This is a genomic window from Klebsiella sp. P1954 (assembly GCF_018199955.1).
GTDB lineage: Bacteria > Pseudomonadota > Gammaproteobacteria > Enterobacterales > Enterobacteriaceae > Klebsiella > Klebsiella pneumoniae.
Genome location: NZ_CP073373.1, coordinates 4984288 through 5009051 on the forward strand (window position 1 = coordinate 4984288; position 24764 = coordinate 5009051).

26 protein-coding genes are annotated in these 24764 nt (G+C 58.5%); 16 read left to right on the plus strand and 10 right to left on the minus strand.

The genetic code is table 11. The features are described 5' to 3' along the window. Window positions 1-72 precede the first annotated feature (72 nt). A complete protein-coding gene (gene cutC / locus KB890_RS23915; RefSeq protein ID WP_004180440.1) occupies window positions 73-816 on the plus strand; it encodes a copper homeostasis protein CutC in 744 nt (247 codons plus the stop codon). 81 nt (window positions 817-897) lie between these two features. On the opposite strand, the gene cmoB is transcribed toward cutC, so the two are convergent. Genes cmoB through KB890_RS23940 form a run of 5 tightly spaced genes read right to left on the minus strand, consistent with a single transcriptional unit; the run spans window position 898 to window position 4511 of the window. Further along, the gene (gene cmoB, locus KB890_RS23920) at window positions 898-1902 is read right to left on the minus strand and encodes a tRNA 5-methoxyuridine(34)/uridine 5-oxyacetic acid(34) synthase CmoB (protein ID WP_004151451.1); all 1005 of its coding nucleotides are present in this window, start codon (window positions 1900-1902) and stop codon (window positions 898-900) included. Continuing rightward, complete coding sequence (gene cmoA, locus KB890_RS23925) at window positions 1899-2642, minus strand: carboxy-S-adenosyl-L-methionine synthase CmoA (protein ID WP_002911486.1); 744 nt, start codon at window positions 2640-2642, stop codon at window positions 1899-1901. The genes cmoB and cmoA overlap by 4 nt, the downstream gene beginning before the upstream one ends. Before the next feature lie 39 nt (window positions 2643-2681). Next, entirely contained in the window at window positions 2682-3077 is a 396-nt protein-coding gene (locus KB890_RS23930; protein WP_002911484.1) for an MAPEG family protein, read from the minus strand. A 52-nt stretch (window positions 3078-3129) separates the two neighbouring features. Then, complete coding sequence (locus KB890_RS23935) at window positions 3130-3948, minus strand: DUF72 domain-containing protein (protein ID WP_002911483.1); 819 nt, start codon at window positions 3946-3948, stop codon at window positions 3130-3132. Beyond that, window positions 3945-4511 carry a hydrolase gene (locus tag KB890_RS23940; RefSeq protein WP_004145564.1) on the minus strand — a complete coding sequence of 189 codons (567 nt, stop codon included), beginning with the start codon at window positions 4509-4511 and terminating at the stop codon, window positions 3945-3947. Before KB890_RS23940 ends, KB890_RS23935 begins: the two co-directional genes overlap by 4 nt. Before the next feature lie 267 nt (window positions 4512-4778). Here KB890_RS23940 and aspS point away from each other — a divergent pair, with 267 nt between their 5' ends. From aspS to ruvB, 6 genes are all read left to right on the plus strand, one after another. After that, window positions 4779-6566, plus strand: a complete 1788-nt coding sequence (gene aspS / locus KB890_RS23945) for an aspartate--tRNA ligase (RefSeq protein ID WP_002911479.1) — start codon at window positions 4779-4781, stop codon at window positions 6564-6566. A gap of 1 nt (window position 6567) precedes the next feature. Continuing rightward, window positions 6568-7011: a dihydroneopterin triphosphate diphosphatase gene (gene nudB / locus KB890_RS23950; protein ID WP_004180439.1), complete on the plus strand. Its 444-nt coding sequence runs from the start codon at window positions 6568-6570 to the stop codon at window positions 7009-7011. A 27-nt stretch (window positions 7012-7038) separates the two neighbouring features. Continuing rightward, window positions 7039-7779, plus strand: coding sequence for a YebC/PmpR family DNA-binding transcriptional regulator (locus KB890_RS23955; protein WP_002911459.1), 741 nt, complete (start codon window positions 7039-7041; stop codon window positions 7777-7779). A 34-nt stretch (window positions 7780-7813) separates the two neighbouring features. Beyond that, complete coding sequence (ruvC, locus tag KB890_RS23960; protein ID WP_002911456.1) at window positions 7814-8335, plus strand: crossover junction endodeoxyribonuclease RuvC; 522 nt, start codon at window positions 7814-7816, stop codon at window positions 8333-8335. 79 nt (window positions 8336-8414) lie between these two features. Continuing rightward, window positions 8415-9026 (plus strand): Holliday junction branch migration protein RuvA, encoded by a 612-nt coding sequence (gene ruvA / locus KB890_RS23965; protein WP_002911454.1) that lies wholly within the window; start codon window positions 8415-8417, stop codon window positions 9024-9026. A gap of 8 nt (window positions 9027-9034) precedes the next feature. Continuing rightward, window positions 9035-10045: a Holliday junction branch migration DNA helicase RuvB gene (ruvB, locus tag KB890_RS23970; protein WP_004148860.1), complete on the plus strand. Its 1011-nt coding sequence runs from the start codon at window positions 9035-9037 to the stop codon at window positions 10043-10045. Window positions 10046-10108: 63 nt separating this feature from the next. Here ruvB and znuB read toward each other — a convergent pair whose 3' ends face one another. After that, window positions 10109-10894 (minus strand): zinc ABC transporter permease subunit ZnuB, encoded by a 786-nt coding sequence (gene znuB, locus KB890_RS23975; protein WP_004180438.1) that lies wholly within the window; start codon window positions 10892-10894, stop codon window positions 10109-10111. Then, window positions 10894-11613: a zinc ABC transporter ATP-binding protein ZnuC gene (gene znuC, locus KB890_RS23980; protein WP_004197828.1), complete on the minus strand. Its 720-nt coding sequence runs from the start codon at window positions 11611-11613 to the stop codon at window positions 10894-10896. Before znuC ends, znuB begins: the two co-directional genes overlap by 1 nt. A 111-nt stretch (window positions 11614-11724) precedes the next feature. Here znuC and znuA point away from each other — a divergent pair, with 111 nt between their 5' ends. The 3 genes from znuA to lpxM all read left to right on the plus strand — a co-directional run bounded on the left by znuA (window position 11725) and on the right by lpxM (window position 15096). Next, on the plus strand, window positions 11725-12669 hold the full coding sequence (gene znuA, locus KB890_RS23985) for a zinc ABC transporter substrate-binding protein ZnuA (RefSeq protein WP_004180437.1): 945 nt from the start codon (window positions 11725-11727) through the stop codon (window positions 12667-12669). Window positions 12670-12684: 15 nt separating this feature from the next. After that, on the plus strand, window positions 12685-14004 hold the full coding sequence (mepM, locus tag KB890_RS23990; RefSeq protein WP_002911444.1) for a murein DD-endopeptidase MepM: 1320 nt from the start codon (window positions 12685-12687) through the stop codon (window positions 14002-14004). A 117-nt stretch (window positions 14005-14121) separates the two neighbouring features. After that, on the plus strand, window positions 14122-15096 hold the full coding sequence (gene lpxM, locus KB890_RS23995; RefSeq protein WP_004175421.1) for a lauroyl-Kdo(2)-lipid IV(A) myristoyltransferase: 975 nt from the start codon (window positions 14122-14124) through the stop codon (window positions 15094-15096). Window positions 15097-15136: 40 nt separating this feature from the next. Here the strand turns inward: lpxM and pyk are convergent, their stop codons facing one another. Next, on the minus strand, window positions 15137-16579 hold the full coding sequence (pyk, locus tag KB890_RS24000; protein WP_002911440.1) for a pyruvate kinase: 1443 nt from the start codon (window positions 16577-16579) through the stop codon (window positions 15137-15139). 125 nt (window positions 16580-16704) lie between these two features. Continuing rightward, window positions 16705-17610, minus strand: coding sequence for a MurR/RpiR family transcriptional regulator (locus KB890_RS24005; protein WP_004145555.1), 906 nt, complete (start codon window positions 17608-17610; stop codon window positions 16705-16707). A gap of 159 nt (window positions 17611-17769) precedes the next feature. Between KB890_RS24005 and KB890_RS24010 the strand changes: the two genes are divergently transcribed. The 4 genes from KB890_RS24010 (at window position 17770) to KB890_RS24025 (ending at window position 22119) form a co-directional block, all read left to right on the plus strand. Beyond that, window positions 17770-17919 (plus strand): hypothetical protein, encoded by a 150-nt coding sequence (locus KB890_RS24010; RefSeq protein WP_004145554.1) that lies wholly within the window; start codon window positions 17770-17772, stop codon window positions 17917-17919. Window positions 17920-17929: 10 nt separating this feature from the next. Beyond that, on the plus strand, window positions 17930-19405 hold the full coding sequence (gene zwf / locus KB890_RS24015; protein WP_002911427.1) for a glucose-6-phosphate dehydrogenase: 1476 nt from the start codon (window positions 17930-17932) through the stop codon (window positions 19403-19405). A gap of 222 nt (window positions 19406-19627) precedes the next feature. Beyond that, entirely contained in the window at window positions 19628-21439 is a 1812-nt protein-coding gene (gene edd, locus KB890_RS24020) for a phosphogluconate dehydratase (RefSeq protein ID WP_004180436.1), read from the plus strand. Window positions 21440-21477: 38 nt separating this feature from the next. Further along, window positions 21478-22119, plus strand: coding sequence for a bifunctional 4-hydroxy-2-oxoglutarate aldolase/2-dehydro-3-deoxy-phosphogluconate aldolase (locus KB890_RS24025; protein ID WP_002911423.1), 642 nt, complete (start codon window positions 21478-21480; stop codon window positions 22117-22119). Window positions 22120-22176: 57 nt separating this feature from the next. Here KB890_RS24025 and purT read toward each other — a convergent pair whose 3' ends face one another. Continuing rightward, window positions 22177-23355 (minus strand): formate-dependent phosphoribosylglycinamide formyltransferase, encoded by a 1179-nt coding sequence (gene purT, locus KB890_RS24030; RefSeq protein WP_004180435.1) that lies wholly within the window; start codon window positions 23353-23355, stop codon window positions 22177-22179. 144 nt (window positions 23356-23499) lie between these two features. Here purT and KB890_RS24035 point away from each other — a divergent pair, with 144 nt between their 5' ends. Then, the gene (locus KB890_RS24035; protein ID WP_004175424.1) at window positions 23500-23847 is read left to right on the plus strand and encodes a YebG family protein; all 348 of its coding nucleotides are present in this window, start codon (window positions 23500-23502) and stop codon (window positions 23845-23847) included. A gap of 139 nt (window positions 23848-23986) precedes the next feature. Next, window positions 23987-24646 (plus strand): tellurite resistance TerB family protein, encoded by a 660-nt coding sequence (locus tag KB890_RS24040; RefSeq protein WP_004180434.1) that lies wholly within the window; start codon window positions 23987-23989, stop codon window positions 24644-24646. The last annotated feature ends 118 nt before the right edge of the window (window positions 24647-24764 follow it).

The window sequence follows — 24764 nt, forward strand, 5'->3', positions numbered from 1 at the left end:
GTGAAGCCGCGCGGCGTCTGCCGCGTGAAATTGTGACATGCTGCAAAGGTTGTCTGGATCAGGGAGAGAGGAATGGCGGTACTGGAAGTGTGTTGCTACAGCATGGCGTGCGCCCGGGAGGCTGAGCGCTGCGGCGCCGATCGTATTGAGCTCTGCGCCGCGCCGCAGGAAGGGGGATTAACCCCCTCTTATGGGGTGCTGGTCTCGGCCCGCGAGGCGATTACTCTCCCGGTGCATCCGATCGTTCGCCCGCGCGGCGGCGATTTCTGCTACACCGAGGAAGAGTTCGCCGCGATGCTTAACGATATTCGCATGGTGCGGGATCTGGGCTTTCCCGGGCTGGTGACCGGCGTGCTGGATGCTGATGGCCAGATCGATATCCCGCGGATGAAAAAAATAATGGCCGCGGCGGGGCCGCTCGCGGTGACCTTTCATCGCGCGTTCGATCTGTGCGCTGACCCGCGTCAGGCCTGGAAAACGCTGGGTGAGCTGGGGGTCAAACGTATCCTGACTTCCGGTCAGCAATCCTCGGCGGAGAAAGGTATTTCATTAATTACGGAACTTATTGCCGCAGGGGATACTCCAATCATTATGGCCGGTGCGGGAGTCCGCGCCGCGAACCTGCCGCTGTTTCTGCAGGCGGGGGTGAAAGAGGTCCATAGCTCTGCTGGCCACTGGTTGCCGTCGGAAATGCGCTTTCGTCATCCGGGCGTTTCGATGTCAGCCGATCCCGATGCCGATGAATACAGACGCTACGCCGTGAATGGCGCAGCGGTGGCGGAGATGAAAAGGATTATCTCCGCCTGGAGAAGTTAAACGGTTTTTTGCTGCACATCATGTCGCCCAATATGATGATTGCCCGTACCAGGCCCCTGCCCATTAAACAGGGGCCTTTTTTTATCTCGCCTTTTTCGCCAGCGACTGCTGGGTTTCCGGTTTGGTGGCAATGATCACAGCCCGTAATGGCGCCGGATAGCCTTCCACCGTTTTGCGCTGATCCTGTGGGTCGAGGAAATCGGCCAGCGATTCGGTCGTCATCCATTCGGTGCGTCGCTGCTCCTCTGTCGAGGTGACGCAGGCGTCGACGATGCGCACGTCAATAAACCCGCACTTCTCCAGCCACATTTTCAGGGCCGCCGCCGAGGGGATAAAATAGACGTTGCGCATTTGCGCATAGCGGTCGCCCGGAACCAGCACCGTATTTTCATCTCCTTCAACCACCAGCGTCTCCAGCACCAGCTCGCCCCCTGGCGCCAGCTGATCTTTCAGCTGCCACAGATGGTCCAGCGGCGAGCGGCGGTGGTAGAGCACGCCCATCGAGAACACGGTGTCGAAGGCCTCCAGCGCCGGCAGCTGCTCGATGCCCAGCGGCAGCAAATGCGCCCGCTGGTCGTTACCGAGCAGCTTACGCACCGCTTCAAACTGGCACAGGAACAGCTGGGTGGGATCGATACCGACCGCCAGATGTGCGCCGGCGCCGATCATCCGCCACATGTGATAGCCGCTGCCGCAGCCCACGTCGAGGATAGTCCGGCCAGTGAGATCGGACAGGTGCGGCAGAACGCGCTCCCATTTCCAGTCGGATCGCCATTCGGTATCGATATTGATGCCGTACAGCGAATAAGGGCCTTTGCGCCACGGCATCAGGTTTTTAAGCAGATTTTCGATCCGCCGCTGATGGCCTTCGCTGAGCGGCGTTTCGCTCTCGGCGGTGACGCTGTGCAGAAGATCCAGACGCCAGGGAGTTAACTCCGGCAGAAATTCTACGGCGCGCTCCCATTCACGAAACTTGCCGTGCAGGGCATCGCGCTGCCAGGCGGCTACCTGGGCAGGCAGCGTCTCCAGCCAGTGAGACAGCGGGCTTTTGGCGATCAGCTGATAGAAGTTACTGAAGTCGATCATGCCTGCTCCCCGGCTTTCACGGCCACCAGCGAGCCAAAGTTAAAGCACTGGAACCACAGTTCGGCATGTTCAAACCCAGCCTGACGCAGGCGGGCTTTATGGGTTTCGACAGAGTCCGTCAGCATCACATTTTCCAGCATGCTGCGTTTCTGGCTGATCTCCAGTTCGCTGTAGCCGTTGGCGCGCTTAAAGTCATGATGCATATTGAACAACAGTTCGCCAACGTGGGCGTCTTCGAAGCTGAATTTTTCCGAGAGCACCAGCGCGCCGCCCGGATTCAGCCCCTGATAGACTTTATTGAGGATCGCCTGGCGATCGCCCGGCTCAAGGAACTGAATAGTAAAGTTCAGGATCACCAGCGAGGCGTTTTCAATGGTCACGTCGCGGATATCCCCTTCAATCACTTCGACCGGCGTCGGCGCTTTATAAGCGTCAATATGGCGACGGCAGCGCTCCACCATCGCGGGCGAGTTATCGATGGCGATAATGCGACAGCCCGGATGGCTAATATTGCGGCGCACGGAGAGGGTGGCGGCGCCCAGCGAACAGCCAAGATCGTAAACCTGAGTGTTGGGCTGAACGAAGCGCTCGGCCAGCATGCCGATCATCGAGATGATATTGGAGTAGCCGGGCACAGAACGCTGGATCATATCGGGGAAGACTTCAGCAACCCGTTCATCAAAGGTCCAGTCGCCGAGGCTGGCAATCGGCGCGGAAAAAAGCGTATCGCGGTGAGACATAACGTTAAACCCGAAAAAACGAAAACGGCGTATTGTGCGCTAACGGAGGGAGAAAACCAACTCCCAGGGCATATACCAGAGATTGGCCAGCACCATTAGCAACAACGCGCACCAGGTGGCGCTCATGCCGGAGCGGCGCCAGTAGTAGACGCGGTGATGAAAGCCCCAGGAGTGCATCAGTCGCCCGACAATCAATAAAATCCCGCAAACGTGCACCATCCAGGTCTGAGCGCCGTTCATCTCCATAAATAACAGCAAAATGAGGCCAATCGGCACATATTCGACGGCATTGCCGTGAACGCGGATGGCAACCTGCAGCTCGCTAAAGCCGCCGTCACCGTAGCCTACATGGTATTGGGTGCGCAGACGCACCACGTCAAATGAGAACTTCACTAACAATAACGCACCTAAAACGGCATACAGCGCGCTGACCATACGAAAACTCCCTTTAACTCTGGCAGATGGCTCCGGATATGATAGCAGGATATCAGAAAAGAGAAGATTGCTGCGGAATCGACGGCGCATTTCCTGCCGCCGGCAGGGCAGCGCGCAGGTCACCCCACAGGGTATCCACCAGTGCCGGGGCGAAGGCAATGTCCGGAGTATGCAGGAACAACCACGGGGTCCCCGACTGATGCCACTTCGCCAAGGTCTGAAGCCAGACGCGAAACAGTTCCCGGTTATGGGCCATATCGTCACCGCCGATAAAGCGCACCATTGGCTGCCGGGCGGTCATCACCGCATGTACCGGCACCTTCGGTTTCTTTTGTTGGGCATCGATCATCGCCGGACTGGTGGCCGCAGCGCTATGGACCGGGCGGCTGTCGAGGATCACGCGGTTGACGTTACGCTCGTGCAGCCCGCGGTTGAGCTGCTGTTCTGCTTCCCCTTTGGCGAAAAACTCGGGATGACGAACTTCGACGCCGTAGGTGAAATCCTTCGGCAGTCCGTCGAGAAAATGCCATAGCGCGGGGAGATCGCGAGGACCGAACGTCGCCGGCAGCTGCAGCCAGTACTGGCCGATGCGCGAGGCCAGCGGCGCCAGGCGGGCAAAAAATTCGCTGCTTAACTCGTCGCAATGGCGCAGGGCGGCCTGGTGCGAGATGGTGGCCGGGAATTTGAAGCAGAAGCGGAAGTCATCGTGGGTCTGTTCGTACCAGCGGGCGACAATCTCCGGCTTTGGTAGCGCATACAGGGTGGTGTTGCCCTCCACGCAGTTAAAGTGGCGGGCGTACTCTTCAAGGCTGGTGATGCCAAGGCGCACCCATTTCGGGTGCGACCACTGGGGAAGCCCAATATAAATCATAGCGCCGTGAGGATCTCCTCGGTACTGCGCACCCGGCCGATGCGCGGGAAAATATGCGTCATGCTGCCCTGATGCTGCTCGGCGGAGGCGGCGCTGCAGGCATCTTCAGCGATGACCAGGTTAAAACCCAGCTCCCAGGCATTGCGGGCGGTGGATTCGACGCCGATGTTGGTGGAGATGCCGCAGAGAATAATGGTGTCGATCCCGCGGCGGCGCAGCTGAAGCTCAAGGTCGGTGCCATAGAACGCGCCCCACTGGCGTTTGGTCACTTCGATATCGCTCTCCTGCTTACCCAGCGTGGCCGGGTAGGTCCACCAGTTTTCGGGCAGCGTATGCGCCCCGGCCTGAGCGTCGACAGGCTGTTTCAGCGCTTCGGCGAAATCGGCCGACCAGCCCACGCGGACCATGATGACCGGCGAACCCTGTTGCCGGCACTTGTCTGCCAGGCGAGCGGCGCGCGCCACCACCTCGTCAGCCCGATGCGGGCCGCCGGCGAAAGGCAGAATGCCTTCCTGCAGATCGATTACCACCAGCGCCGTGTTTTTTGCATTGAGTTCTAACATGGTATCCCCGTATCTTCATCTGTTGTCAGGCGGCTACAATACCTTTGCGGCTTCAGCAAAAGAGTAACAAATTTTGTTAATTTATGTGAGTGTGGACGTTAAGCGCGCAGCAAAGCAGCGTACATCGTGCGTCGGACTTATCGAACGACAGAATTTCCAGTATAATAGCCGCCTTTTTTCATTCAGTTGTGACATCAGCTAAAGCTGCGACCTCGTCGCCTGCAGGGCAGACGACAATCCGCCGACGGCTAAGTTAAGGGATATCTCATGCGTACAGAATATTGCGGACAGCTTCGACAGTCCCACGTTGGGCAGCAGGTGACTCTGTGTGGTTGGGTCAACCGCCGTCGCGATCTCGGTAGCCTCATTTTTATCGATATGCGCGACCGCGAAGGCATCGTTCAGGTGTTTTTCGATCCGGATCGTGCGGATGCGTTGAAGTTAGCCTCTGAACTGCGTAATGAGTTCTGCATTCAGGTCACTGGCACCGTTCGCGCGCGTGAAGAGAAAAACATCAACGCGGACATGGCCACCGGCGCTATCGAAGTGCTGGCTTCCGATCTGACGATCATTAACCGCTCAGAATCGCTGCCGCTGGACTCCAATCACGTCAACACCGAAGAAGCGCGTCTGAAATACCGCTACCTCGACCTGCGTCGTCCGGAGATGGCGCAGCGCCTGAAAACCCGCGCGAAAATTACCAGCTTTGTGCGCCGCTTTATGGACGACCATGGCTTCCTCGACATCGAAACCCCGATGCTGACTAAAGCCACCCCGGAAGGCGCCCGCGATTACCTCGTGCCTTCCCGCGTGCACAAAGGCAAATTCTACGCGCTGCCGCAGTCGCCGCAGCTGTTCAAACAGCTGCTGATGATGTCCGGCTTCGACCGCTACTATCAGATCGTCAAATGCTTCCGCGATGAAGACCTGCGTGCCGACCGTCAGCCTGAATTCACCCAGATCGACGTGGAAACCTCCTTTATGACCGCGCCGCAGGTGCGTGAGATCATGGAGGCGATGGTGCGTCAGCTGTGGCTGGAAGTGAAAGGCGTCGACCTGGGCGAGTTCCCGATCATGACCTTCGCCGAAGCCGAACGTCGCTATGGCTCCGATAAACCGGATCTGCGTAACCCGATGGAGCTGGTGGACGTCGCCGACCTGCTGAAGTCTGTGGAATTCGCGGTCTTTGCCGGCCCGGCCAACGATCCGAAAGGGCGCGTGGCGGCCCTGCGCGTCCCGGGCGGGGCCTCTCTGACCCGCAAGCTGATTGACGAATACGGCAACTTTGTGAAGATCTACGGCGCGAAAGGGCTGGCCTATATTAAAGTGACCGAGCGTGCCAAAGGCATGGACGGGATCAACAGCCCGGTGGCCAAATTCCTGACCGCTGAAATCGTGGAAGCGATCCTTGACCGCACCGGCGCGCAGGATGGAGACATGATCTTCTTCGGCGCCGACAACAAGAAAGTAGTGGCCGACGCGCTGGGCGCGCTGCGTCTGAAGCTGGGTAAAGACCTGAGTCTGACTGACGAGAGCAAATGGGCGCCGCTGTGGGTGATCGACTTCCCGATGTTCGAAGACGACGGCGAAGGCGGCCTGACGGCGATGCACCATCCGTTCACCTCGCCGAAAGATATGACCGCGGATGAGCTGAAAGCCGCCCCGGAAGAGGCTGTAGCCAACGCCTACGATATGGTTATTAACGGTTATGAAGTCGGCGGCGGTTCGGTGCGTATCCACCGCGGCGAGATGCAGCAGACCGTATTTGGTATTCTAGGCATTAACGAACAGGAACAGCGTGAGAAATTCGGCTTCCTGCTGGATGCGCTGAAGTACGGTACGCCGCCGCATGCAGGTCTGGCCTTCGGTCTTGACCGTCTGACCATGCTGCTGACCGGTACCGATAACATCCGCGACGTTATCGCTTTCCCGAAAACCACCGCGGCCGCCTGCCTGATGACCGAAGCGCCAAGCTTCGCCAATCCGGCGGCGCTCGGTGAGCTGGGTATTCAGGTTGTGGAGAAAGAGGCAAAAGCGTCTCTGGAGAACAAGTAATATGTCATTTAAGCTGCCCGTTTCGGTGCTGGTGGTGATTTACGCCGAAGATACGAAACGGGTGCTGATGTTGCAGCGGCGCGACGATCCCGCGTTCTGGCAGTCGGTCACCGGCAGCCTGGAAGCTGGAGAGACCGCGCTGCAGGCCGCCGCGCGTGAAGTAAAGGAAGAGGTCGCCATTGACGTTGCCTGCGAGCAACTGACCTTAATCGACTGTCAGCGCACGGTGGAGTTCGAGATATTTTCTCATTTGCGTCATCGCTATGCGCCGGGTGTAGAGCGCAATACGGAATTCTGGTTCTGTCTTGCGCTGCCTCATGAGCGGGAGATTACTTTCACCGAACATCTGGCCTATCGCTGGGTCAGCGCGAAGGAAGCCGCTGCGCTGACCAAGTCGTGGAGCAACCGGCAGGCGATTGAAGAATTTGTAATTAACGCCGCCTGAAAGGGCGCGCTTTTTGGAGAGTTTTTTATGGCAGGTCATAGTAAATGGGCCAACACCAAACACCGCAAAGCGGCACAGGATGCCAAACGCGGTAAAATCTTTACGAAAATCATTCGCGAGCTGGTCACCGCCGCGCGTCTGGGCGGTGGCGATCCGGCTTCCAACCCGCGTCTGCGTGCGGCCGTTGATAAAGCGCTGTCTAACAACATGACTCGCGACACCCTGAACCGCGCCATCGCGCGCGGCGTCGGCGGCGATGAAGACGCGAACATGGAAACCATCATTTATGAAGGTTACGGCCCTGGCGGCACCGCGGTGATGGTGGAATGTCTGTCCGACAACCGTAACCGTACCGTTGCGGAAGTGCGTCACGCCTTCACCAAAACCGGGGGTAACCTCGGCACCGATGGTTCCGTCTCCTACCTGTTCAGCAAGAAAGGCGTTATCTCCTTCGAGAAAGGCGATGAAGACACTATCATGGAAGCGGCGCTGGAAGCAGGCGCAGAAGACGTGGTGACCTATGACGACGGCGCCATCGACGTCTACACCGCCTGGGAAGAGATGGGCGCTGTGCGCGACGCGCTGGAAGCCGCCGGCCTGAAAGCCGACGCTGCCGAAGTCTCAATGATTCCGTCCACCAAAGCGGATATGGATGCCGAGACGGCGCCGAAGCTGCTGCGTCTGATCGATATGCTCGAAGACTGCGACGACGTGCAGGAAGTGTACCATAACGGCGAGATCTCCGACGAGGTCGCAGCCACCCTGTGATGCAGCCGCATCCACGGTTAACCGGAGGCGCGTGATGGCTATTATTCTCGGCATTGACCCGGGGTCGCGCGTTACCGGTTATGGCGTGATCCGCCAGGTTGGGCGGCAGCTGAGCTACCTGGGCAGCGGATGCATCCGCACCAAAGTGGACGATCTGCCGTCGCGGCTGAAGCTGATCTACGCCGGGGTGACGGAGATCATCACCCAGTTCCAGCCCGACTATTTCGCCATTGAGCAGGTCTTTATGGCCAAGAATGCCGACTCGGCGTTAAAGCTCGGGCAGGCGCGCGGGGTGGCGATCGTCGCAGCGACCAATCAGGCGCTGCCGGTGTTTGAATACGCCGCCCGTCAGGTCAAGCAGACCGTGGTCGGGATTGGCAGCGCCGAAAAGAGCCAGGTCCAGCATATGGTGCGCACCTTGCTCAAGCTGCCCGCCAATCCGCAGGCGGATGCGGCGGATGCGCTGGCGATCGCCATCACCCATTGCCATGTCAGCCAGAATGCCGCTCAGATCAGCGAGACCCGGCTCAATCTGGCGCGGGGGCGCTTACGATAATCGCAAATCAGGCTGGATATCTATCCAGCCTTTTTTTATGATACCGCCAGATACTTAGACCATAACGCAGGAGCCCCACGTGATAGGCAGACTCAGAGGCATCATTCTCGAAAAACAACCCCCGCTGGTGTTGCTGGAAACGGCGGGCGTCGGCTATGAAGTGCATATGCCAATGACCTGCTTCTATGAGCTGCCGGAGGCCGGGCAGGAGGCGATCGTCTTCACCCACTTTGTGGTGCGTGAAGATGCCCAGCTGCTGTATGGGTTTAACAACAAACAGGAACGTACCCTGTTTAAAGAGCTGATTAAAACCAACGGCGTGGGGCCCAAGCTGGCGCTGGCGATCCTCTCCGGCATGTCGGCGCAGCAGTTCGTCAACGCCGTTGAACGGGAAGAGGTCGCCTCGCTGGTGAAGCTGCCGGGGATTGGCAAAAAAACCGCTGAGCGTCTGATCGTTGAGATGAAAGACCGCTTCAAAGGGCTGCACGGCGACCTGTTCACCCCGGCGGCCGATCTGGTGCTGACCTCGCCGGCAGGCCCAACGGCGGACGATGCCGAGCAGGAAGCGGTTGCCGCGCTGGTCGCGCTGGGCTATAAACCGCAGGAGGCCAGCCGGATGGTCAGCAAGATCGCGCGTCCGGACGCCAACAGTGAAACGCTAATTCGCGAAGCGCTGCGCGCTGCGTTGTGAGGTAAGGGATGATTGAAGCAGACCGGCTGGTATCGGCAGACAGCAGCGGCTTTGAAGAGGCCGCTGACCGCGCCATCCGCCCAAAATTGCTGGCAGAGTATGTCGGCCAGCCGCAGGTGCGTTCGCAGATGGAGATCTTTATCCAGGCGGCGAAGCTGCGCGGCGACGCCCTCGATCACCTGCTGATTTTTGGCCCGCCAGGGTTGGGGAAAACCACCCTGGCCAATATCGTCGCCAATGAAATGGGGGTGAATCTGCGTACCACCTCCGGCCCGGTGCTGGAGAAGGCGGGCGATCTCGCCGCGATGCTCACCAACCTCGAACCGCACGATGTTCTGTTTATCGATGAGATCCATCGCCTCTCGCCGGTGGTGGAAGAGGTGCTCTATCCGGCAATGGAAGACTACCAGCTGGATATTATGATTGGCGAAGGTCCCGCGGCGCGTTCCATCAAGATCGATCTGCCGCCGTTTACCCTGATCGGCGCCACCACCCGCGCCGGTTCGTTGACCTCGCCGCTGCGCGACCGCTTTGGCATCGTGCAGCGTCTGGAGTTCTATCAGATCCCCGATCTGCAGCATATTGTCAGCCGCAGCGCCCGCCATATGGGGCTGGAGATGAGCGACGAGGGCGCGCTGGAAGTAGCCCGCCGTTCACGCGGCACGCCGCGTATTGCCAACCGTCTGCTGCGCCGGGTGCGTGACTTTGCGGAAGTGCGCCACGACGGCACCATCTCCGCCGATATTGCCGCCCAGGCGCTGGATATGCTTAACGTCGATGCGGAAGGGTTCGACTATATGGACCGTAAGCTGCTGCTGGCGGTGATAGATAAGTTCTTTGGCGGCCCGGTGGGGCTGGATAACCTCGCCGCCGCGATTGGCGAAGAGCGGGAAACCATTGAAGATGTACTGGAGCCCTACTTAATTCAGCAGGGCTTTCTGCAGCGTACGCCGCGGGGAAGAATGGCGACGGTGCGCGCCTGGAATCATTTCGGGATTACGCCGCCGGAAATGCCGTAGCGCGTTGCGGTTGAGCAGTTTATGGTGAAGCCCGGTCAGCAGCGTGACCGGGCTTTTTCATTTTCAGCTGGCGGCTTTTTTCGTCATGCTGAGAATAAACAGCACCGCGGCGCAGAGCACCACCGACGGCCCGGCCGGGGTATCATAGAAAGCCGAGAAGGTTAACCCGCCGGTAACGGCCAGCATGCCCACGCCCACCGCCACGGCGGCCATCTGCTCCGGCGTGCGGGCAAAACGGCGGGCGGTGGCGGCCGGGATAATCAGCAGGGAAGTGATGATCAGCGCCCCGACGAACTTCATCGCCACGCCGATAGTCAGGGCGGTGACCAGCATCAACAGCAGCTTGACCCGCTGCAGCTTCACGCCGTCGACAAACGCCAGGTCCGGACTGATGGTCATCGCCAGCAGATTCCGCCACTGCCAGAGCAGAATGCCAATCACAATCACCACGCCAATGGCAATGGCGATCAGGTCCTGCGGCGTAACCGCCAGCAGATCGCCGAACAGGTACGCCATCAGATCGACGCGGACGTTAGACATCAGACTGACCACCACCAGCCCCAGGGACAGCGCGCTGTGCGCCATGATGCCCAGCAGGGTATCGATCGCCAGATGCGGTCGTTTTTCCAGCCACACCAGCCCGCCGGCCAGCAGCAGGGTCACGTTGATCACCGCATAGAACGGATTGACGTTAAGCAATAAACCGAAAGCGACGCCGAGCAGAGACGCATGCGCCAGCGTGTCGCCGAAATAAGACATGCGGCGCCAGACCACAAAGGAGCCCAGCGGACCAGCGGCGCAGGCCAGCATCATCCCGGCAAGCCAGCCAGGTAACAGAAGTTCAATCATTAGCGGCTGTTTCCCCGACGCAGTACAATTCGCCCCTGAAGGTCGTGGCGGTGATTATGGTGGTGGCGGTATATCCCCAGCTGTTCCGCGCCGCGCGGGCCGAACATGGAGATAAACTCCGGGTGCATGGAGACCACCTCCGGTGCGCCAGAGCAGCAGATATGCTGGTTCAGGCACAGAACTTCGTCGGTTTTGGCCATCACCAGATGCAGATCGTGGGATACCATTAGCACCGCGCAGTCCAGTTCATGGCGCAGCTGGTTGATAAGATCGTAGAGCGCCACCTGGCCGTTGACGTCAACACCCTGGGTCGGTTCATCCAGCACCAGCAGCTGCGGACGGTTGAGCAGGGCGCGGGCCAGCAGTACGCGCTGCGTTTCGCCGCCGGAGAGCTTTTGCATCGGCGCATCGATCAGATGCCCCGCCTGCACGCGCTTCAGCGCCGGCAGGATGTCGTCTTTACGGGTGCCCGGGCGCAAACGCAGGAAGCGACTGACGGTCAGCGGCAGCGTGGCGTCCAGATGCAGTTTCTGCGGCACATAGCCGATGCGCAGGCGTGCGTCACGCTTGATAACACCCTCTGTCGGTGCTACCAGCCCGAGAACCACCCGCACAAGGGTCGATTTGCCGGCGCCGTTGGGGCCCAGCAGGGTTAAGATTTTGCCTGGCGTGAGAGCCAGCGAGATGTCAGACAACACGCGGCGTTGGCCAAAGGCCACCGAGACATTTTCCAGCGTTACAAGGTTTGTCATAGTAATTTAGGGGTTGCACAAGCTAGTGAATGTTATAATATCACATCACACTCACTTATTTCGATGACTAGACGCATTATGTTACATAAAAATACGCTTCTTTGCGCTGGACTTGGCGCTGTTTTTTTGTTCGCACAGGTACCGCTGGCCAGCGCCGCCGTGGTGACTTCTATGAAACCGCTGGGCTTTATTGCGGCGGCCATCGCCGATGGGGTGACCGAGACCCAGGTGCTGCTGCCCGATGGCGCCTCCGAGCATGATTATTCCCTCCGTCCTTCTGATGTAAAACGCTTACAGAACGCAGACTTAGTGGTGTGGATTGGTCCGGAAATGGAAGCCTTTATGGATAAGTCGACGCAAAGCATTGCGGCGAATAAAAAGGTGACGATTGCCGAGCTGGATGGGGTCAAACCGCTGCTCATCACCGGGGCGGACGACGATGACGATCACCATGGTCATGACCATGGCGCAGCAGAAAAAGGTGACGGCGATCACCATCACGGTATTTACAATATGCATCTGTGGTTATCCCCAGAGATAGCGCGGCTTTCGGCGGTTGCAATCCACGATAAATTATTGGAACTTATGCCGCAGAGTCGAGCCAAACTCGACAGCAACCTGCAGCAGTTCGAGACCGCGCTGGCGGCGACCGACAAGCAGGTGAGCAATGAGCTGGCACCGCTGAAAGGGAAGGGCTATTTCGTTTTTCATGACGCCTACGGTTACTTTGAAAAACACTACGGTTTGACCTCGCTGGGGCACTTTACCGTCAACCCTGAAATACAGCCCGGTGCGCAGCGTTTACACGAAATCAGAACACAACTGGTTGAGCAGAAAGCCACTTGCGTTTTTGCTGAGCCACAGTTCAGGCCAGCGGTTATCGAAGCTGTTGCCCGGGGCACGTCTGTGCGCATGGGGACCCTGGATCCACTGGGGACAGGAATTACGCTGGGTAAAACGAGTTACCCGCAATTCCTCACCCAACTGGCGAATCAGTATTCGAGCTGCCTGAAAGGAGATTAACGAGGAAGTGAATACGTGCAACAGATAGCCCGCGCTGTCACTCAGGCATTCAACAATTTGCCACGACCTCATCGCGTCATGCTGGGGTCGCTTAGCGTTCTTACCTTAGCGGTCGCCGTCTGGCGACCCTACATTTACCACCCGGAATCCGCCCCCATCGTCAGAACCATTGAACTGGAAAAAAGCGAGATCCGTTCCCTGCTGCCGGAAGCCTCCGAGCCGATCGATCAGGCCCCGCAGGAAGAAGAAGCCATTCCTCAGGATGAGCTCGACGAAAAAGCCGATAGCGATGCCGGCGGGCACGAATATGTGGTGTCGACCGGCGATACGCTCAGCAGCATCCTGAACCAGTACGGTATCGATATGGGCGATATCGCCCAGCTTTCCTCCGCCGATAAAGAGCTGCGCAACCTGAAGATTGGCCAGCAGCTCTCCTGGACCCTGACCGCCGACGGCGATCTGCAGAGCTTGACCTGGGAGATGTCCCGCCGCGAGACCCGCACCTATACCCGTGTGGATAACGGTTTTAAAATGAGCAGCGAGCTGCAGAAAGGCGATTGGGTCAACAGCGTGCTGAAGGGCACCGTCGGCGCCAGCTTTGTCTCCAGCGCGCGTGATGCCGGGCTGACCAGCACGGAAATCAATGCGGTGATCAAGGCCATGCAGTGGCAGATGGATTTCCGTAAGCTGAAGAAAGGCGACGAATTCTCGGTATTGATGTCGCGCGAAATGCTCGACGGCAAACGTGAGCAAAGCCAGTTACTCGGCGTGCGTCTTCGCTCTGACGGTAAGGATTACTATGCCATCCGCGCCGAAGACGGCAAATTCTACGACCGCAACGGGACGGGTCTGGCGAAGGGCTTTATGCGCTTCCCAACGGCGCGTCAGTTCCGCGTCTCCTCTAACTTTAATCCGCGTCGTCTGAACCCGGTCACCGGCCGCGTCGCGCCGCACCGTGGCGTCGATTTCGCGATGCCGCAGGGAACGCCAGTGCTGGCGGTGGGCGATGGTGAAGTAGTCGTGGCCAAACGCAGCGGCGCTGCCGGGTATTACGTCGCGATCCGCCACGGCCGCACCTATACCACTCGCTACATGCACCTGCGTAAGCTGTTAGTGAAGCCGGGGCAGAAAGTGAAGCGCGGGGATCGCATTGCGCTGTCGGGGAATACCGGACGCTCTACCGGGCCACACCTGCACTACGAAGTGTGGATCAACCAGCAGGCGGTCAACCCGCTGACGGCTAAGCTGCCGCGTACCGAAGGGCTGAGCGGTTCTGACCGGACCGACTATCTGGCGCAGGTCAAAGAGGTCGTTCCGCAGCTGCGGTTTGACTAACCACCGGTCAGTGGAAAGCCGGTGCCCCAGGGCGCCGGCTTTTTCTTTTGTAGGATACCCGACGTCTCGCTACACTATCCCATTATCTTGATTAAGCAGTCGATCTGCGGATTGGGCATGGAAACGAAAAAAAATAATATTGAGTTTATCCCTAAGTTTGAAAAATCCTTTTTACTGCCGCGCTACTGGGGCGCCTGGCTGGGGGTCTTTGCCTTCGCCGGTATTGCGCTGACGCCGCCATCCTTTCGCGATCCGCTCCTCGGCAAACTCGGTCGTCTGGTAGGGCGTCTGGCGAAAAGCTCGCGCCGCCGGGCGCAGATTAATTTGCTGTACTGCTTCCCGGAAAAAAGCGAGTACGAGCGGGAAGCGATCATCGACGCCATGTATGCCTCGGCGCCGCAGGCGATGGTGATGATGGCCGAGCTGGGCCTGCGCGATCCGCAGAAAATCCTTGCCCGCGTCGACTGGCAGGGGAAAGCGATCATCGACGAGATGCAGCGCAATAATGAGAAGGTGATTTTTCTCGTTCCGCATGCATGGGGTGTGGATATCCCGGCGATGCTGATGGCCTCCGGCGGGCAGAAGATGGCGGCGATGTTCCATAACCAGGGTAACCCGGTGTTCGATTACGTGTGGAATACCGTGCGTCGTCGTTTTGGCGGGCGTATGCACGCGCGCAACGATGGGATCAAACCGTTTATTCAGTCGGTGCGCCAGGGCTACTGGGGCTACTATCTGCCCGATCAGGATCACGGCGCCGAACACAGCGAGTTTGTGGATTTCTTTGCTACCTACAAGGCCACGCTGCCGGCGATTGGCCGCTTAATGAAAGTGTGCCGCGCCCGCGTCGTACCGCTGTTCCCGGTCTACGATGGCAAGACGCACCGCCTGACGGTGCTGGTGCGCCCGCCGATGGACGATCTGCTGGACGCTGACGATACGACCATCGCCCGGCGGATGAACGAAGAAGTGGAAGTGTTTGTTAAGCCGCACACCGAGCAGTATACCTGGATCCTGAAGCTGCTGAAAACGCGCAAGCCGGGTGAAATCGAGCCCTATAAACGCAAAGAGCTGTTCCCGAAAAAGAAATAAAAAAAGCCTCCGTCAGGAGGCTTTTTTATCTCTACCGTGCTTACTCGACGGTGAGGATACGGGTGGTGTTGGTGCTGCCGATGGTGCTCATCACGTCACCCTGGGTCACGACCACGAGGTCGCCGGAGACCAGATAGCCTTTGTCCCGCAGCAGATTGACGGCGTCGTGCGCGGCGGCCACCCCGTCATTCTGGCTGTCGAAGAACACCGGCGTCACCCCGCGGTAGAGGGCGGTCAGGTTCAGGGTGCGCTCGTGGCGGGAGAGGGCGAAAATCGGCAGACCGGAGCTAATGCGCGAAGTCATCAGCGCGGTACGGCCCGATTCGGTCATGGTGATGATGGCGGTGATGCCTTTCAGGTGGTTGGCGGCATACATCGCCGACATGGCAATCGCTTCTTCCACGTTGTCGAACTGGACGTCCAGACGGTGTTTGGAGACGTTGAGGCTAGGGATTTTTTCCGCGCCCAGACACACGCGCGCCATCGCGGCCACGGTTTCCGAAGGATACTGACCGGCAGCGGTCTCCGCGGAGAGCATCACCGCATCGGTACCATCCAGCACGGCGTTGGCCACGTCCATCACTTCCGCGCGAGTCGGCATCGGGTTGGTGATCATCGACTCCATCATCTGGGTGGCGGTAATGACGGAACGGTTCAGCTGACGGGCACGACGGATCAGCGCTTTCTGGATGCCCACCAGCTCAGGATCGCCGATCTCGACGCCGAGGTCGCCACGGGCAACCATTACCACATCGGAGGCGAGGATCACGTCGTCCATCGCATCCTGATCGCAAACCGCTTCGGCACGCTCAACTTTGGCGACGATTTTCGCATCGCAGCCGGCATCGCGCGCCAGGCGACGGGCGTAGTTCAGGTCTTCGCCGCAGCGCGGGAAAGAGACGGCCAGGTAGTCGACGCCGATTTTAGCGGCGGTGACGATATCAGCTTTATCTTTGTCGGTCAGCGCTTCGGCAGACAGGCCGCCGCCCAGCTTGTTGATCCCTTTGTTGTTGGACAACGGGCCGCCGACGGTCACTTCAGTGAACACTTTCATCCCCTGAACTTCGAGGACTTTCAGCTGCACGCGACCATCGTCGAGCAATAAGATATCGCCCGGCACGACGTCCGCCGGCAGGCCTTTATAGTCGATCCCGACTTTCTCTTTGTCGCCTTCGCCTTTGCCAAGGTTTGCGTCGAGCAGGAATTTATCGCCGACGTTGAGGAAAATTTTGCCTTCTTTGAAGGTCGATACGCGAATTTTTGGTCCCTGGAGGTCGCCGAGGATGGCCACATGACGGCCCAGTTTTGCCGCAATCTCACGCACTTTGTCGGCACGGAGCTGATGATCTTCCGGGGTGCCGTGAGAGAAGTTCATACGTACTACGTTTGCGCCCGCGGCGATAACCTTTTCCAGGTTGTTATCGCGGTCAGTTGCCGGGCCTAAGGTAGTAACGATTTTGGTTCTGCGAAGCCTTCTGGACATGTAATACTCCGTTGACTGATACAACTTTGGTGTTGCGTGAACATGGATTCGGTAGCGCCAGCCTGCAACGTCGCACAGCCGGATCGTTATCGAAGGTGTAATGGGGTACTGCTTGTTATCAACTTTTATTGATTATCACTGGGTACGAATGGTTCTTTATCAAAACGCGATTCCTTCAGCGCTTCCTTGACCCTCTTCAAGTTATCTCTGAATTTTGCCCCCCGACGCAAGGTAAAGCCAGTCGCCAACACGTCAATGACGGTCAACTGGGCCAAGCGGGAGACCATCGGCATATAGATGTCGGTATCTTCCGGCACATCAAGGGTAATGGCGAGCGTGGCTTCCCTGGCTAGCGGCGTACCGGCGGAGGTGAGCGCGATCACCATGGCATCGTTTTCACGAGCCAGCTGCGCCAGCTCCACCAGGCTCTTGGTTCTTCCGGTATGCGAGATAATCACCACCACATCATCGTCATCGCAATTCATACAGCTCATGCGTTGCAGGACAATGTCGTCGGAATAGATGACCGGCACGTTAAAGCGGAAAAATTTGTTCATCGCGTCGTGAGCGACCGCCGCTGAGGAGCCGAGGCCGAAAAAGGCGATTTTTTTGGCCTGAGTCAGCAGATCCACCGCGCGATTTACCGCCGACATGTCGAGAGAATGGTGCACCTGATCTAAACTCGCCATGGCCGATTCGAATATTTTTCCCGTGTATGACTCAACGCTGTCGTCTTCATCGACATTCCGGTTAACATAGAGCGTGCCGTGCGCAAGGCTCTGGGCCAGATGCAGTTTGAAGTCAGGGAATCCGCGGGTTTCGAGACTACGGCAGAAGCGATTGACGGTCGGTTCGCTAACGCCGGCCTCAAGGGCGAGGGCGGCGATGCTCGAATGAATGGCCTGCTCGGGGGTGGCGAGGATCACTTCCGCCACTTTGCGTTCAGATTTGCTAAGGTGTTCCAGTCGGGACTGGATTTTTTCCAGCATGTTCATTAGTAACAGGGCGCTCATCAATGGAAACGATTTCATTAATGGGTGAAATCATTGGGCGTTTTAGCAAGAATATACCCCTCCGCAAGCGCAAGCGGTGAGGAATGACGTGAAATGATGTTGTTTTTTTTCATTACATGATCAGGGTCGTATTTTACTGACCTGAACCAGGTACAAACAACGAACAATAACGGCCGAATGCCCAAATCATCGCCGAATGTTTTCACCCTGTGCGGTTTTACCGCCGCAAACGAAGGGGAAGGCTTTCGGGAAATACGTAAACACAGTACAGTGCAGTGTAAGAAAATTACAAATATAGCCTGGCAAAAGCACCAGACTATCAACTGAGGAGAATGACATGGCGGTAACGCAAACGGCCCAGGCATGCGACCTGGTCATTTTCGGCGCGAAGGGCGACCTGGCGCGGCGTAAATTGTTGCCTTCCCTGTATCAGCTTGAAAAGGCGGGCCAGATCCACGCTGACACCAGAATCATTGGCGTCGGCCGTGCCGACTGGGATAAAGCGGCTTATACCAAAGTCGTGCGCGAAGCGCTGGAAACCTTCATGAAGGAAAAAATTGATGAAGGTTTGTGGGATACCCTGAGCGGACGCCTGGAGTTCTGTAATCTTGACGTCAATGACACCAGCGGCTTCACCCGCCTGGGTGAGATGCTGGATCAAAAGAACCGTGTCACCATCAACTATTTCGCTATGCCGCCGAGCACCTTTGGCGCGATCTGTAAAGGGCTGGGCGAAGCGAAGCTTAATGCCAAGCCTGCGCGCGTGGTCATGGAAAAACCGCTCGGCACCTCGCTGGAAACCTCCCGTGAAATCAACGACCAGGTCGGCGAGTTTTTTGAAGAGTGTCAGGTCTACCGTATCGACCACTATCTCGGTAAAGAGACGGTCCTCAACCTGCTGGCGCTGCGCTTCGCCAACTCCCTGTTTGTCAATAACTGGGACTGCCGCACCATCGATCACGTCGAAATCACCGTCGCGGAAGAGGTGGGTATTGAAGGGCGCTGGGGTTACTTCGACCAGGCCGGGCAGATGCGCGACATGATCCAGAACCACCTGCTGCAGATCCTGTGCATGATTGCCATGTCGCCGCCGTCCGATCTCAGCGCCGACAGCATCCGTGATGAAAAGGTCAAGGTGCTGAAATCCCTGCGCCGTATTGACCGCTCCAACGTGCGCGAGAAAACCGTTCGCGGCCAGTATACCGCCGGCTTTGCCCAGGGCAAAAAAGTGCCTGGCTATCTCGAAGAGGAGGGGGCCAACAAGACCAGCAACACCGAAACCTTCGTGGCGATCCGCGTCGATATCGATAACTGGCGCTGGGCTGGCGTACCGTTCTATCTGCGCACCGGCAAACGTCTGCCGACCAAATGCTCAGAGGTAGTGGTTTACTTCAAAACCCCGGAACTGAATCTGTTTAAAGAGACCTGGCAGGAGCTGCCGCAGAACAAGCTGACCATTCGCCTGCAGCCGGACGAAGGGGTAGATATCCAGGTACTGAACAAAGTGCCGGGCCTCGATCATAAACATAACCTGCAGATCACTAAACTGGATCTGAGCTATTCCGAGACCTTTAACCAGACGCACCTGGCCGATGCCTATGAACGTCTGCTGCTGGAGACCATGCGTGGCATCCAGGCGCTGTTCGTTCGCCGCGACGAAGTAGAAGAGGCGTGGAAATGGGTTGACTCCATTACCGAAGCCTGGGCAGCCGACCGCGATGCGCCGAAACCGTATCAGGCCGGGACCTGGGGACCGGTTGCGTCGGTGGCCATGATCACTCGCGACGGTCGTTCATGGAACGAGTTCGAGTAAGGCTGGAGGCTAATCCGTCAGGGTTATTTTACCGGTAACATGATCTGACGCAGAAAGTCGCACGCTTTTTAATCTTTTAAGCCCCGTGAGGATTCACCCACGGGGCTTTTTTTATTACACTGCCTGCAGACATTTTGCCCCTGAGCGCTGGTGTTTGTGGCCTTTACCACGTCAACACGTCATCACGCAGCGGCCGGACAGATAAAAATTTGAGGAGCCTTTATGAATTCGACAATGTTACGGGTAACAAATCGCATTATCGAACGGTCGCGTGACACCCGCGCGGCTTACCTCGCAAGGATTAACCAGGCCAAAACCGACACCGTGCATCGTGCGCAACTGGCCTGCGGCAATCTGGCTCACGGATTCGCGGCCTGCCAGGCTGACGACAAAGCCTCCCTGAAGAGCATGTTGCGCAACAACATTGCCATCATCACCTCCTACAACGACATGTTGTCCGCTCACCAGCCCTATGAACACTACCCGGAGATCATCCGCAAAGCGCTGCACAGCGCCAATGCGGTCGGCCAGGTCGCCGGCGGCGTGCCGGCGATGTGCGACGGCGTAACGCAGGGGCAGGACGGGATGGAGCTTTCACTCCTGAGCCGCGAGGTGATCGCTATGTCCGCCGCCATCGGCCTGTCGCATAACATGTTCGACGGGGCCCTGTATCTCGGGGTCTGCGATAAAATTGTTCCCGGTCTGACCATGGCGGCGCTCTCATTTGGCCATCTGCCGTCGGTCTTTATTCCCTCCGGTCCGATGGCCAGCGGCCTGCCGAATAAAGAGAAGGTTCGCATTCGCCAGCTGTATGCAGAAGGGAAAGTTGACCGTATGGCGCTGCTGGAGTCCGAAGCCGCCTCTTATCACGCGCCGGGGACCTGTACTTTCTACGGAACGGCGAACACCAACCAGATGGTGGTCGAATTTATGGGCATGCAGTTGCCGGGCTCGTCCTTTGTCCATCCGGATGCTCCGCTGCGGGAAGCACTGACCGCCGCCGCCGCGCGCCAGGTCACCCGCATGACCGGCAACGGCAATGAGTGGATGCCGCTGGGCAAAATGTTTGACGAAAAAGTGGTGGTCAACGGCATCGTGGCGCTGCTGGCGACCGGTGGCTCCACCAACCACACTATGCACCTGGTGGCGATGGCCCGCGCGGCGGGAATTATCATTAACTGGGACGATTTCTCCGACCTGTCAGACGTGGTGCCACTGCTGGCGCGCCTCTATCCCAACGGCCCGGCGGATATCAACCACTTCCAGGCGGCAGGCGGCGTTCCGGTACTGGTGCGCGAGCTGCTGAAAGGCGGCCTGCTGAATGAGGATGTTCACACCGTGGCCGGCTTTGGCCTGTCGCGCTACACCCTGGAGCCATGGCTGAATAACGGCGAGCTGGACTGGCGCGAAGGGGCGACAGCGCCATTGGACGACCAGGTCATCGCGACCTTTGAAAAACCATTCTCCCGCCACGGCGGCACCAAGGTGCTGAGCGGCAACCTGGGACGCGCGGTGATGAAAACTTCGGCGGTCCCGGTGGAGAACCAGGTGATTGAAGCGCCGGCGGTGGTATTTGAGAGCCAGCACGACGTGTTGCCGGCCTTTGAAGCGGGGCTGCTGGACAAAGACTGCGTGGTGGTGGTCCGTCATCAGGGGCCAAAAGCGAACGGGATGCCAGAATTACATAAACTTATGCCGCCACTTGGTGTATTATTGGACCGCCGTTTCAAAATAGCGCTGGTGACCGATGGCCGACTCTCTGGCGCCTCCGGTAAAGTTCCGTCAGCCATTCACGTCACGCCTGAAGCGTATGATGGCGGCTTGCTGGCGAAAGTGCGCGATGGCGATCTTATTCGCGTGAACGGACAGACGGGGGAACTGACGCTGCTGGTGGATGAGGCCGAACTGGCGGCGCGTCAGCCGCATATCCCTGACCTCAGCGCGTCGCGCGTGGGAACCGGTCGGGAGATGTTTGGGGCGCTGCGTGAGAAGCTCTCTGGCGCGGAGCAGGGCGCAACCTGCATCACTTTTTAAGACGATTTAATTTCTAGATCTGGCGAGAGAAAATCCTGATGAAAAACTGGAAAACAACAGCAGAAGCAATCCTCACCTCCGGTCCGGTTGTCCCGGTTATCGTAGTGAAAAAGCTGGAACACGCGGTACCGATGGCGAAAGCGCTGGTGGCGGGCGGCGTTCGCGTGCTGGAAGTTACCCTGCGCACCGAGTGCGCCCTGGAGGCGATCCGCGCGATTGCCAAAGAAGTTCCGGACGCGATTGTCGGCGCGGGCACGGTTACCAACGTTGAGCAGTTGAAAGCGGTAACGGAAGCCGGCGCGCAGTTCGCTATCAGCCCGGGTCTTACCGAATCCCTGCTGAAAGCGGCGACCGAAGACGGCACCATCCCGCTGATCCCGGGGATCAGCACGGTATCTGAGCTGATGCTGGGTATGCAGTATGGCCTGAAAGAGTTTAAATTCTTCCCGGCGGAAGCCAACGGCGGCGTGAAAGCCCTGCAGGCGATTGCGGGTCCGTTCGGCCACATTCGTTTCTGCCCGACCGGCGGTATCTCTCCGGCCAACTACCGTGACTACCTGGCGCTGAACAGCGTACTGTGCATCGGCGGTTCCTGGCTGGTGCCAGCCGACGCCCTCGAAGCCGGCGACTACGATCGCATCACCACCCTCGCGCGAGAAGCGGTGGAAGGCGCGAAATAAACCACGCCTCCAGGTCAACAACCCGGTCTGCGGCAACACGACCGGGTTTTTTTGTCTTTACCCTTCGACGATGACCGCCACGGCGGCGGCTTTAGCCCGCGCCACGGCTTCCTCAACCGAATCGGCGACGGCGAGGGTTACCCCCAGGCGGCGGGTACCGTCAATCTCCGGCTTGCCGAACAGACGCAGCTGCAGGCCAGCCCCGACGGCCGACTGCAGCTGGCCAAAGCTGACGTTCTGGCTGGACAACTGCGGAAGGATCACCGCGGAGGCGGCCGGACCATACTGGCGGATAGCGCCGACGGGTAGCCCGAGGAAGGCGCGAACGTGCAGGGCGAATTCCGAGAGATCCTGGGAGATAAGCGTCACCATCCCGGTGTCGTGTGGTCGCGGGGAGACTTCGCTGAAGATCACCTCGTCGCCGCATACGAACAGCTCCACGCCAAACAGACCATAACCTCCCAGCGCCAGCACCACCTCGCGGGCGATGGCCTGGGCACGCTCGAGGGCCAGGTCGCTCATCTGCTGCGGCTGCCAGGACTCACGGTAATCGCCGTCTTCCTGACGATGGCCAACCGGAGCGCAGAAATGCACGCCATCGACAGCGCTGACGGTGAGCAGGGTGATTTCGAAATCGAAGTTCACCACCCCCTCGACGATCACCCGTCCGGCGCCAGCGCGGCCGCCCTGCTGCGCATAGCGCCAGGCTTCGCTGAGCTGGTCAGCCGAGCGGATAAAGCTCTGGCCTTTGCCGGAGGAGCTCATCACCGGTTTAACGATGCATGGCAAACCGATCTCGGTAACCGCCGCGCGGAAGCCTTCTTCGCTGTCGGCAAAACGATAGCGGGAGGTGGGAAGCTGCAGCTCTTCCGCCGCCAGGCGGCGAATGCCTTCGCGGTTCATGGTGAGCTTTGCCGCCCGCGCCGTGGGGACCACTTTCTGCCCGGCCTGTTCCAGTTCGACCAGGGTGTCGGTAGCGATAGCTTCGATCTCCGGCACGATGTAATCAGGTTTTTCCTGTTCAATCAGGGCGCGCAGGCTCTCGCCGTGCAGCATATTGATGACGTGGGCGCGGTGGGCAACCTGCATCGCCGGGGCATCGGGGTAGCGGTCTACGGCGATGGTTTCAATGCCCAGACGCTGACATTCAATAGCGACTTCTTTACCCAACTCGCCGGAACCTAACAGCATAACTTTGGTGGCTGCCGGGCGCAGCGCGGTGCCTAATACAGTCATAACTCTCATCCGCAGTAAAAAAAGATGGCAGCGATTATAAACGAAAACGTTTGCGTATGTCTTTACGCGCGTAACGCGCGTGAGTTGAGTCCGGGAGGGAAATTTGCTATACTGTATAAAAATACAGTGTTGAGAGGCTGCAGTATGGCGGTTGAAATTAAATATGTGGTGATCCGCGAAGGTGAGGAAAAAATGTCTTTTGCCAGCAAAAAAGAGGCCGACGCTTACGACAAAATGCTCGATCTGGCAGAGGTGCTGAATGACTGGCTGGTGGCATCGCCGCTGGAGATGGATGACGTCCAGCGCGATACCATGGCGATGTGGCTGGCTGAGCGTAAAGAAGCGCTGCAGCATATCCTGCGAGTTGGCCGACTGCCGGAGCAAGAGACGCCCGCACAGGACGCCTCCGCGCCGTCGGCTACCGCCGAGACTTCTCCGGCGGGTGATGACGCCGTGCCGGCGGCCAAAGCGCGCAAAGCCAAGGCAGCCTGAACGCTGGCGGTCAGTCACTGGTCGGTCGGCCCCGATGCTGCCGTCGCACGTACCTTTGCGCATCTTTAGCCATATCTAACATTTCCTGACATCGCGTCGTTTAGGCTGATAACAGTGTTTGTCACCTGAGAGGAAAACCATGGCTAACTGGCTACATCAACTGCAGTCGCTGCTCGGGCAGCAGGGTGCGTCACCGTCCGGCGAGTCGTCAAAAGGGAGCGGCCTGCTGCCCGGCGCCATCGGTGGGCTGGCCGGATTGCTGGTGGCCAGCAAATCGTCACGCAAATTATTGGCGAAATATGGCACTAGCGCGCTGCTGGCAGGCGGCGGGGCGGTGGCGGGCACGGTGTTATGGAACAAGTATCAGCAGAAAATGCGCGCGCAGAATACGTCCGCCCAGGCGCCTGAGACGGCAGCGGCGCCGGCGGAGGTCGATCCGCGTAGCGTGCGGCTGATCACGGCCCTGGTATTTGCCGCGAAAAGCGACGGTCATATTGATGACCACGAGCGGGCGAATATTGAAACTCAGCTGCGGGCGGCCAATATTGACGTTCAGGCCCGGGTGCTAATTGACCAGGCGCTAGCCCAGCCGCTGGATCCGCAGCGTCTCGCCGAGGGCATCATCGACCCGCAGGAGGCGCTGGAGATCTACTACGTCAGCTGCGCGGTGATTGATATCGACCATTTTATGGAGCGTAGCTACCTTAATGCGCTGGGAGACGCCCTGGCGCTGCCGAAAGATGTCCGGGCCGATATAGAACAGGATATCCAGTCACAAAAACAAGCGCTAAGCGTCTAAATCATCACGTTTCGCTTGCATCGCTCGCGTCTTTTGCCACCCTTATAGACACGTCATCATTCAGGCGCCACCCTGCGGCCTGAATGCTCTTGTGTCACGATAAAGCAGCAGAAGAATA

Bases quoted from the DNA above. Each gene is read 5' to 3' on its own strand.
- cmoB (WP_004151451.1), bottom strand. From the start codon at position 1,902: ATGATCGACTTCAGTAACTTCTATCAGCTGATCGCCAAAAGCCCGCTG.
- znuA (WP_004180437.1), top strand. From the start codon at position 11,725: ATGTTACATAAAAATACGCTTCTTTGCGCTGGACTTGGCGCTGTTTTT.
- purT (WP_004180435.1), bottom strand. From the start codon at position 23,355: ATGACTGTATTAGGCACCGCGCTGCGCCCGGCAGCCACCAAAGTTATG.
- ruvB (WP_004148860.1), top strand. From the start codon at position 9,035: ATGATTGAAGCAGACCGGCTGGTATCGGCAGACAGCAGCGGCTTTGAA.
- pyk (WP_002911440.1), bottom strand. From the start codon at position 16,579: ATGTCCAGAAGGCTTCGCAGAACCAAAATCGTTACTACCTTAGGCCCG.
- KB890_RS24010 (WP_004145554.1), top strand. From the start codon at position 17,770: ATGCCCAAATCATCGCCGAATGTTTTCACCCTGTGCGGTTTTACCGCC.
- cmoA (WP_002911486.1), bottom strand. From the start codon at position 2,642: ATGTCTCACCGCGATACGCTTTTTTCCGCGCCGATTGCCAGCCTCGGC.
- KB890_RS24040 (WP_004180434.1), top strand. From the start codon at position 23,987: ATGGCTAACTGGCTACATCAACTGCAGTCGCTGCTCGGGCAGCAGGGT.
- ruvC (WP_002911456.1), top strand. From the start codon at position 7,814: ATGGCTATTATTCTCGGCATTGACCCGGGGTCGCGCGTTACCGGTTAT.
- znuB (WP_004180438.1), bottom strand. From the start codon at position 10,894: ATGATTGAACTTCTGTTACCTGGCTGGCTTGCCGGGATGATGCTGGCC.
- lpxM (WP_004175421.1), top strand. From the start codon at position 14,122: ATGGAAACGAAAAAAAATAATATTGAGTTTATCCCTAAGTTTGAAAAA.
- KB890_RS23935 (WP_002911483.1), bottom strand. From the start codon at position 3,948: ATGATTTATATTGGGCTTCCCCAGTGGTCGCACCCGAAATGGGTGCGC.
- KB890_RS23940 (WP_004145564.1), bottom strand. From the start codon at position 4,511: ATGTTAGAACTCAATGCAAAAAACACGGCGCTGGTGGTAATCGATCTG.
- KB890_RS23955 (WP_002911459.1), top strand. From the start codon at position 7,039: ATGGCAGGTCATAGTAAATGGGCCAACACCAAACACCGCAAAGCGGCA.
- KB890_RS24025 (WP_002911423.1), top strand. From the start codon at position 21,478: ATGAAAAACTGGAAAACAACAGCAGAAGCAATCCTCACCTCCGGTCCG.
- edd (WP_004180436.1), top strand. From the start codon at position 19,628: ATGAATTCGACAATGTTACGGGTAACAAATCGCATTATCGAACGGTCG.
- cutC (WP_004180440.1), top strand. From the start codon at position 73: ATGGCGGTACTGGAAGTGTGTTGCTACAGCATGGCGTGCGCCCGGGAG.
- KB890_RS24005 (WP_004145555.1), bottom strand. From the start codon at position 17,610: ATGAAATCGTTTCCATTGATGAGCGCCCTGTTACTAATGAACATGCTG.
- zwf (WP_002911427.1), top strand. From the start codon at position 17,930: ATGGCGGTAACGCAAACGGCCCAGGCATGCGACCTGGTCATTTTCGGC.
- aspS (WP_002911479.1), top strand. From the start codon at position 4,779: ATGCGTACAGAATATTGCGGACAGCTTCGACAGTCCCACGTTGGGCAG.
- KB890_RS24035 (WP_004175424.1), top strand. From the start codon at position 23,500: ATGGCGGTTGAAATTAAATATGTGGTGATCCGCGAAGGTGAGGAAAAA.
- KB890_RS23930 (WP_002911484.1), bottom strand. From the start codon at position 3,077: ATGGTCAGCGCGCTGTATGCCGTTTTAGGTGCGTTATTGTTAGTGAAG.
- nudB (WP_004180439.1), top strand. From the start codon at position 6,568: ATGTCATTTAAGCTGCCCGTTTCGGTGCTGGTGGTGATTTACGCCGAA.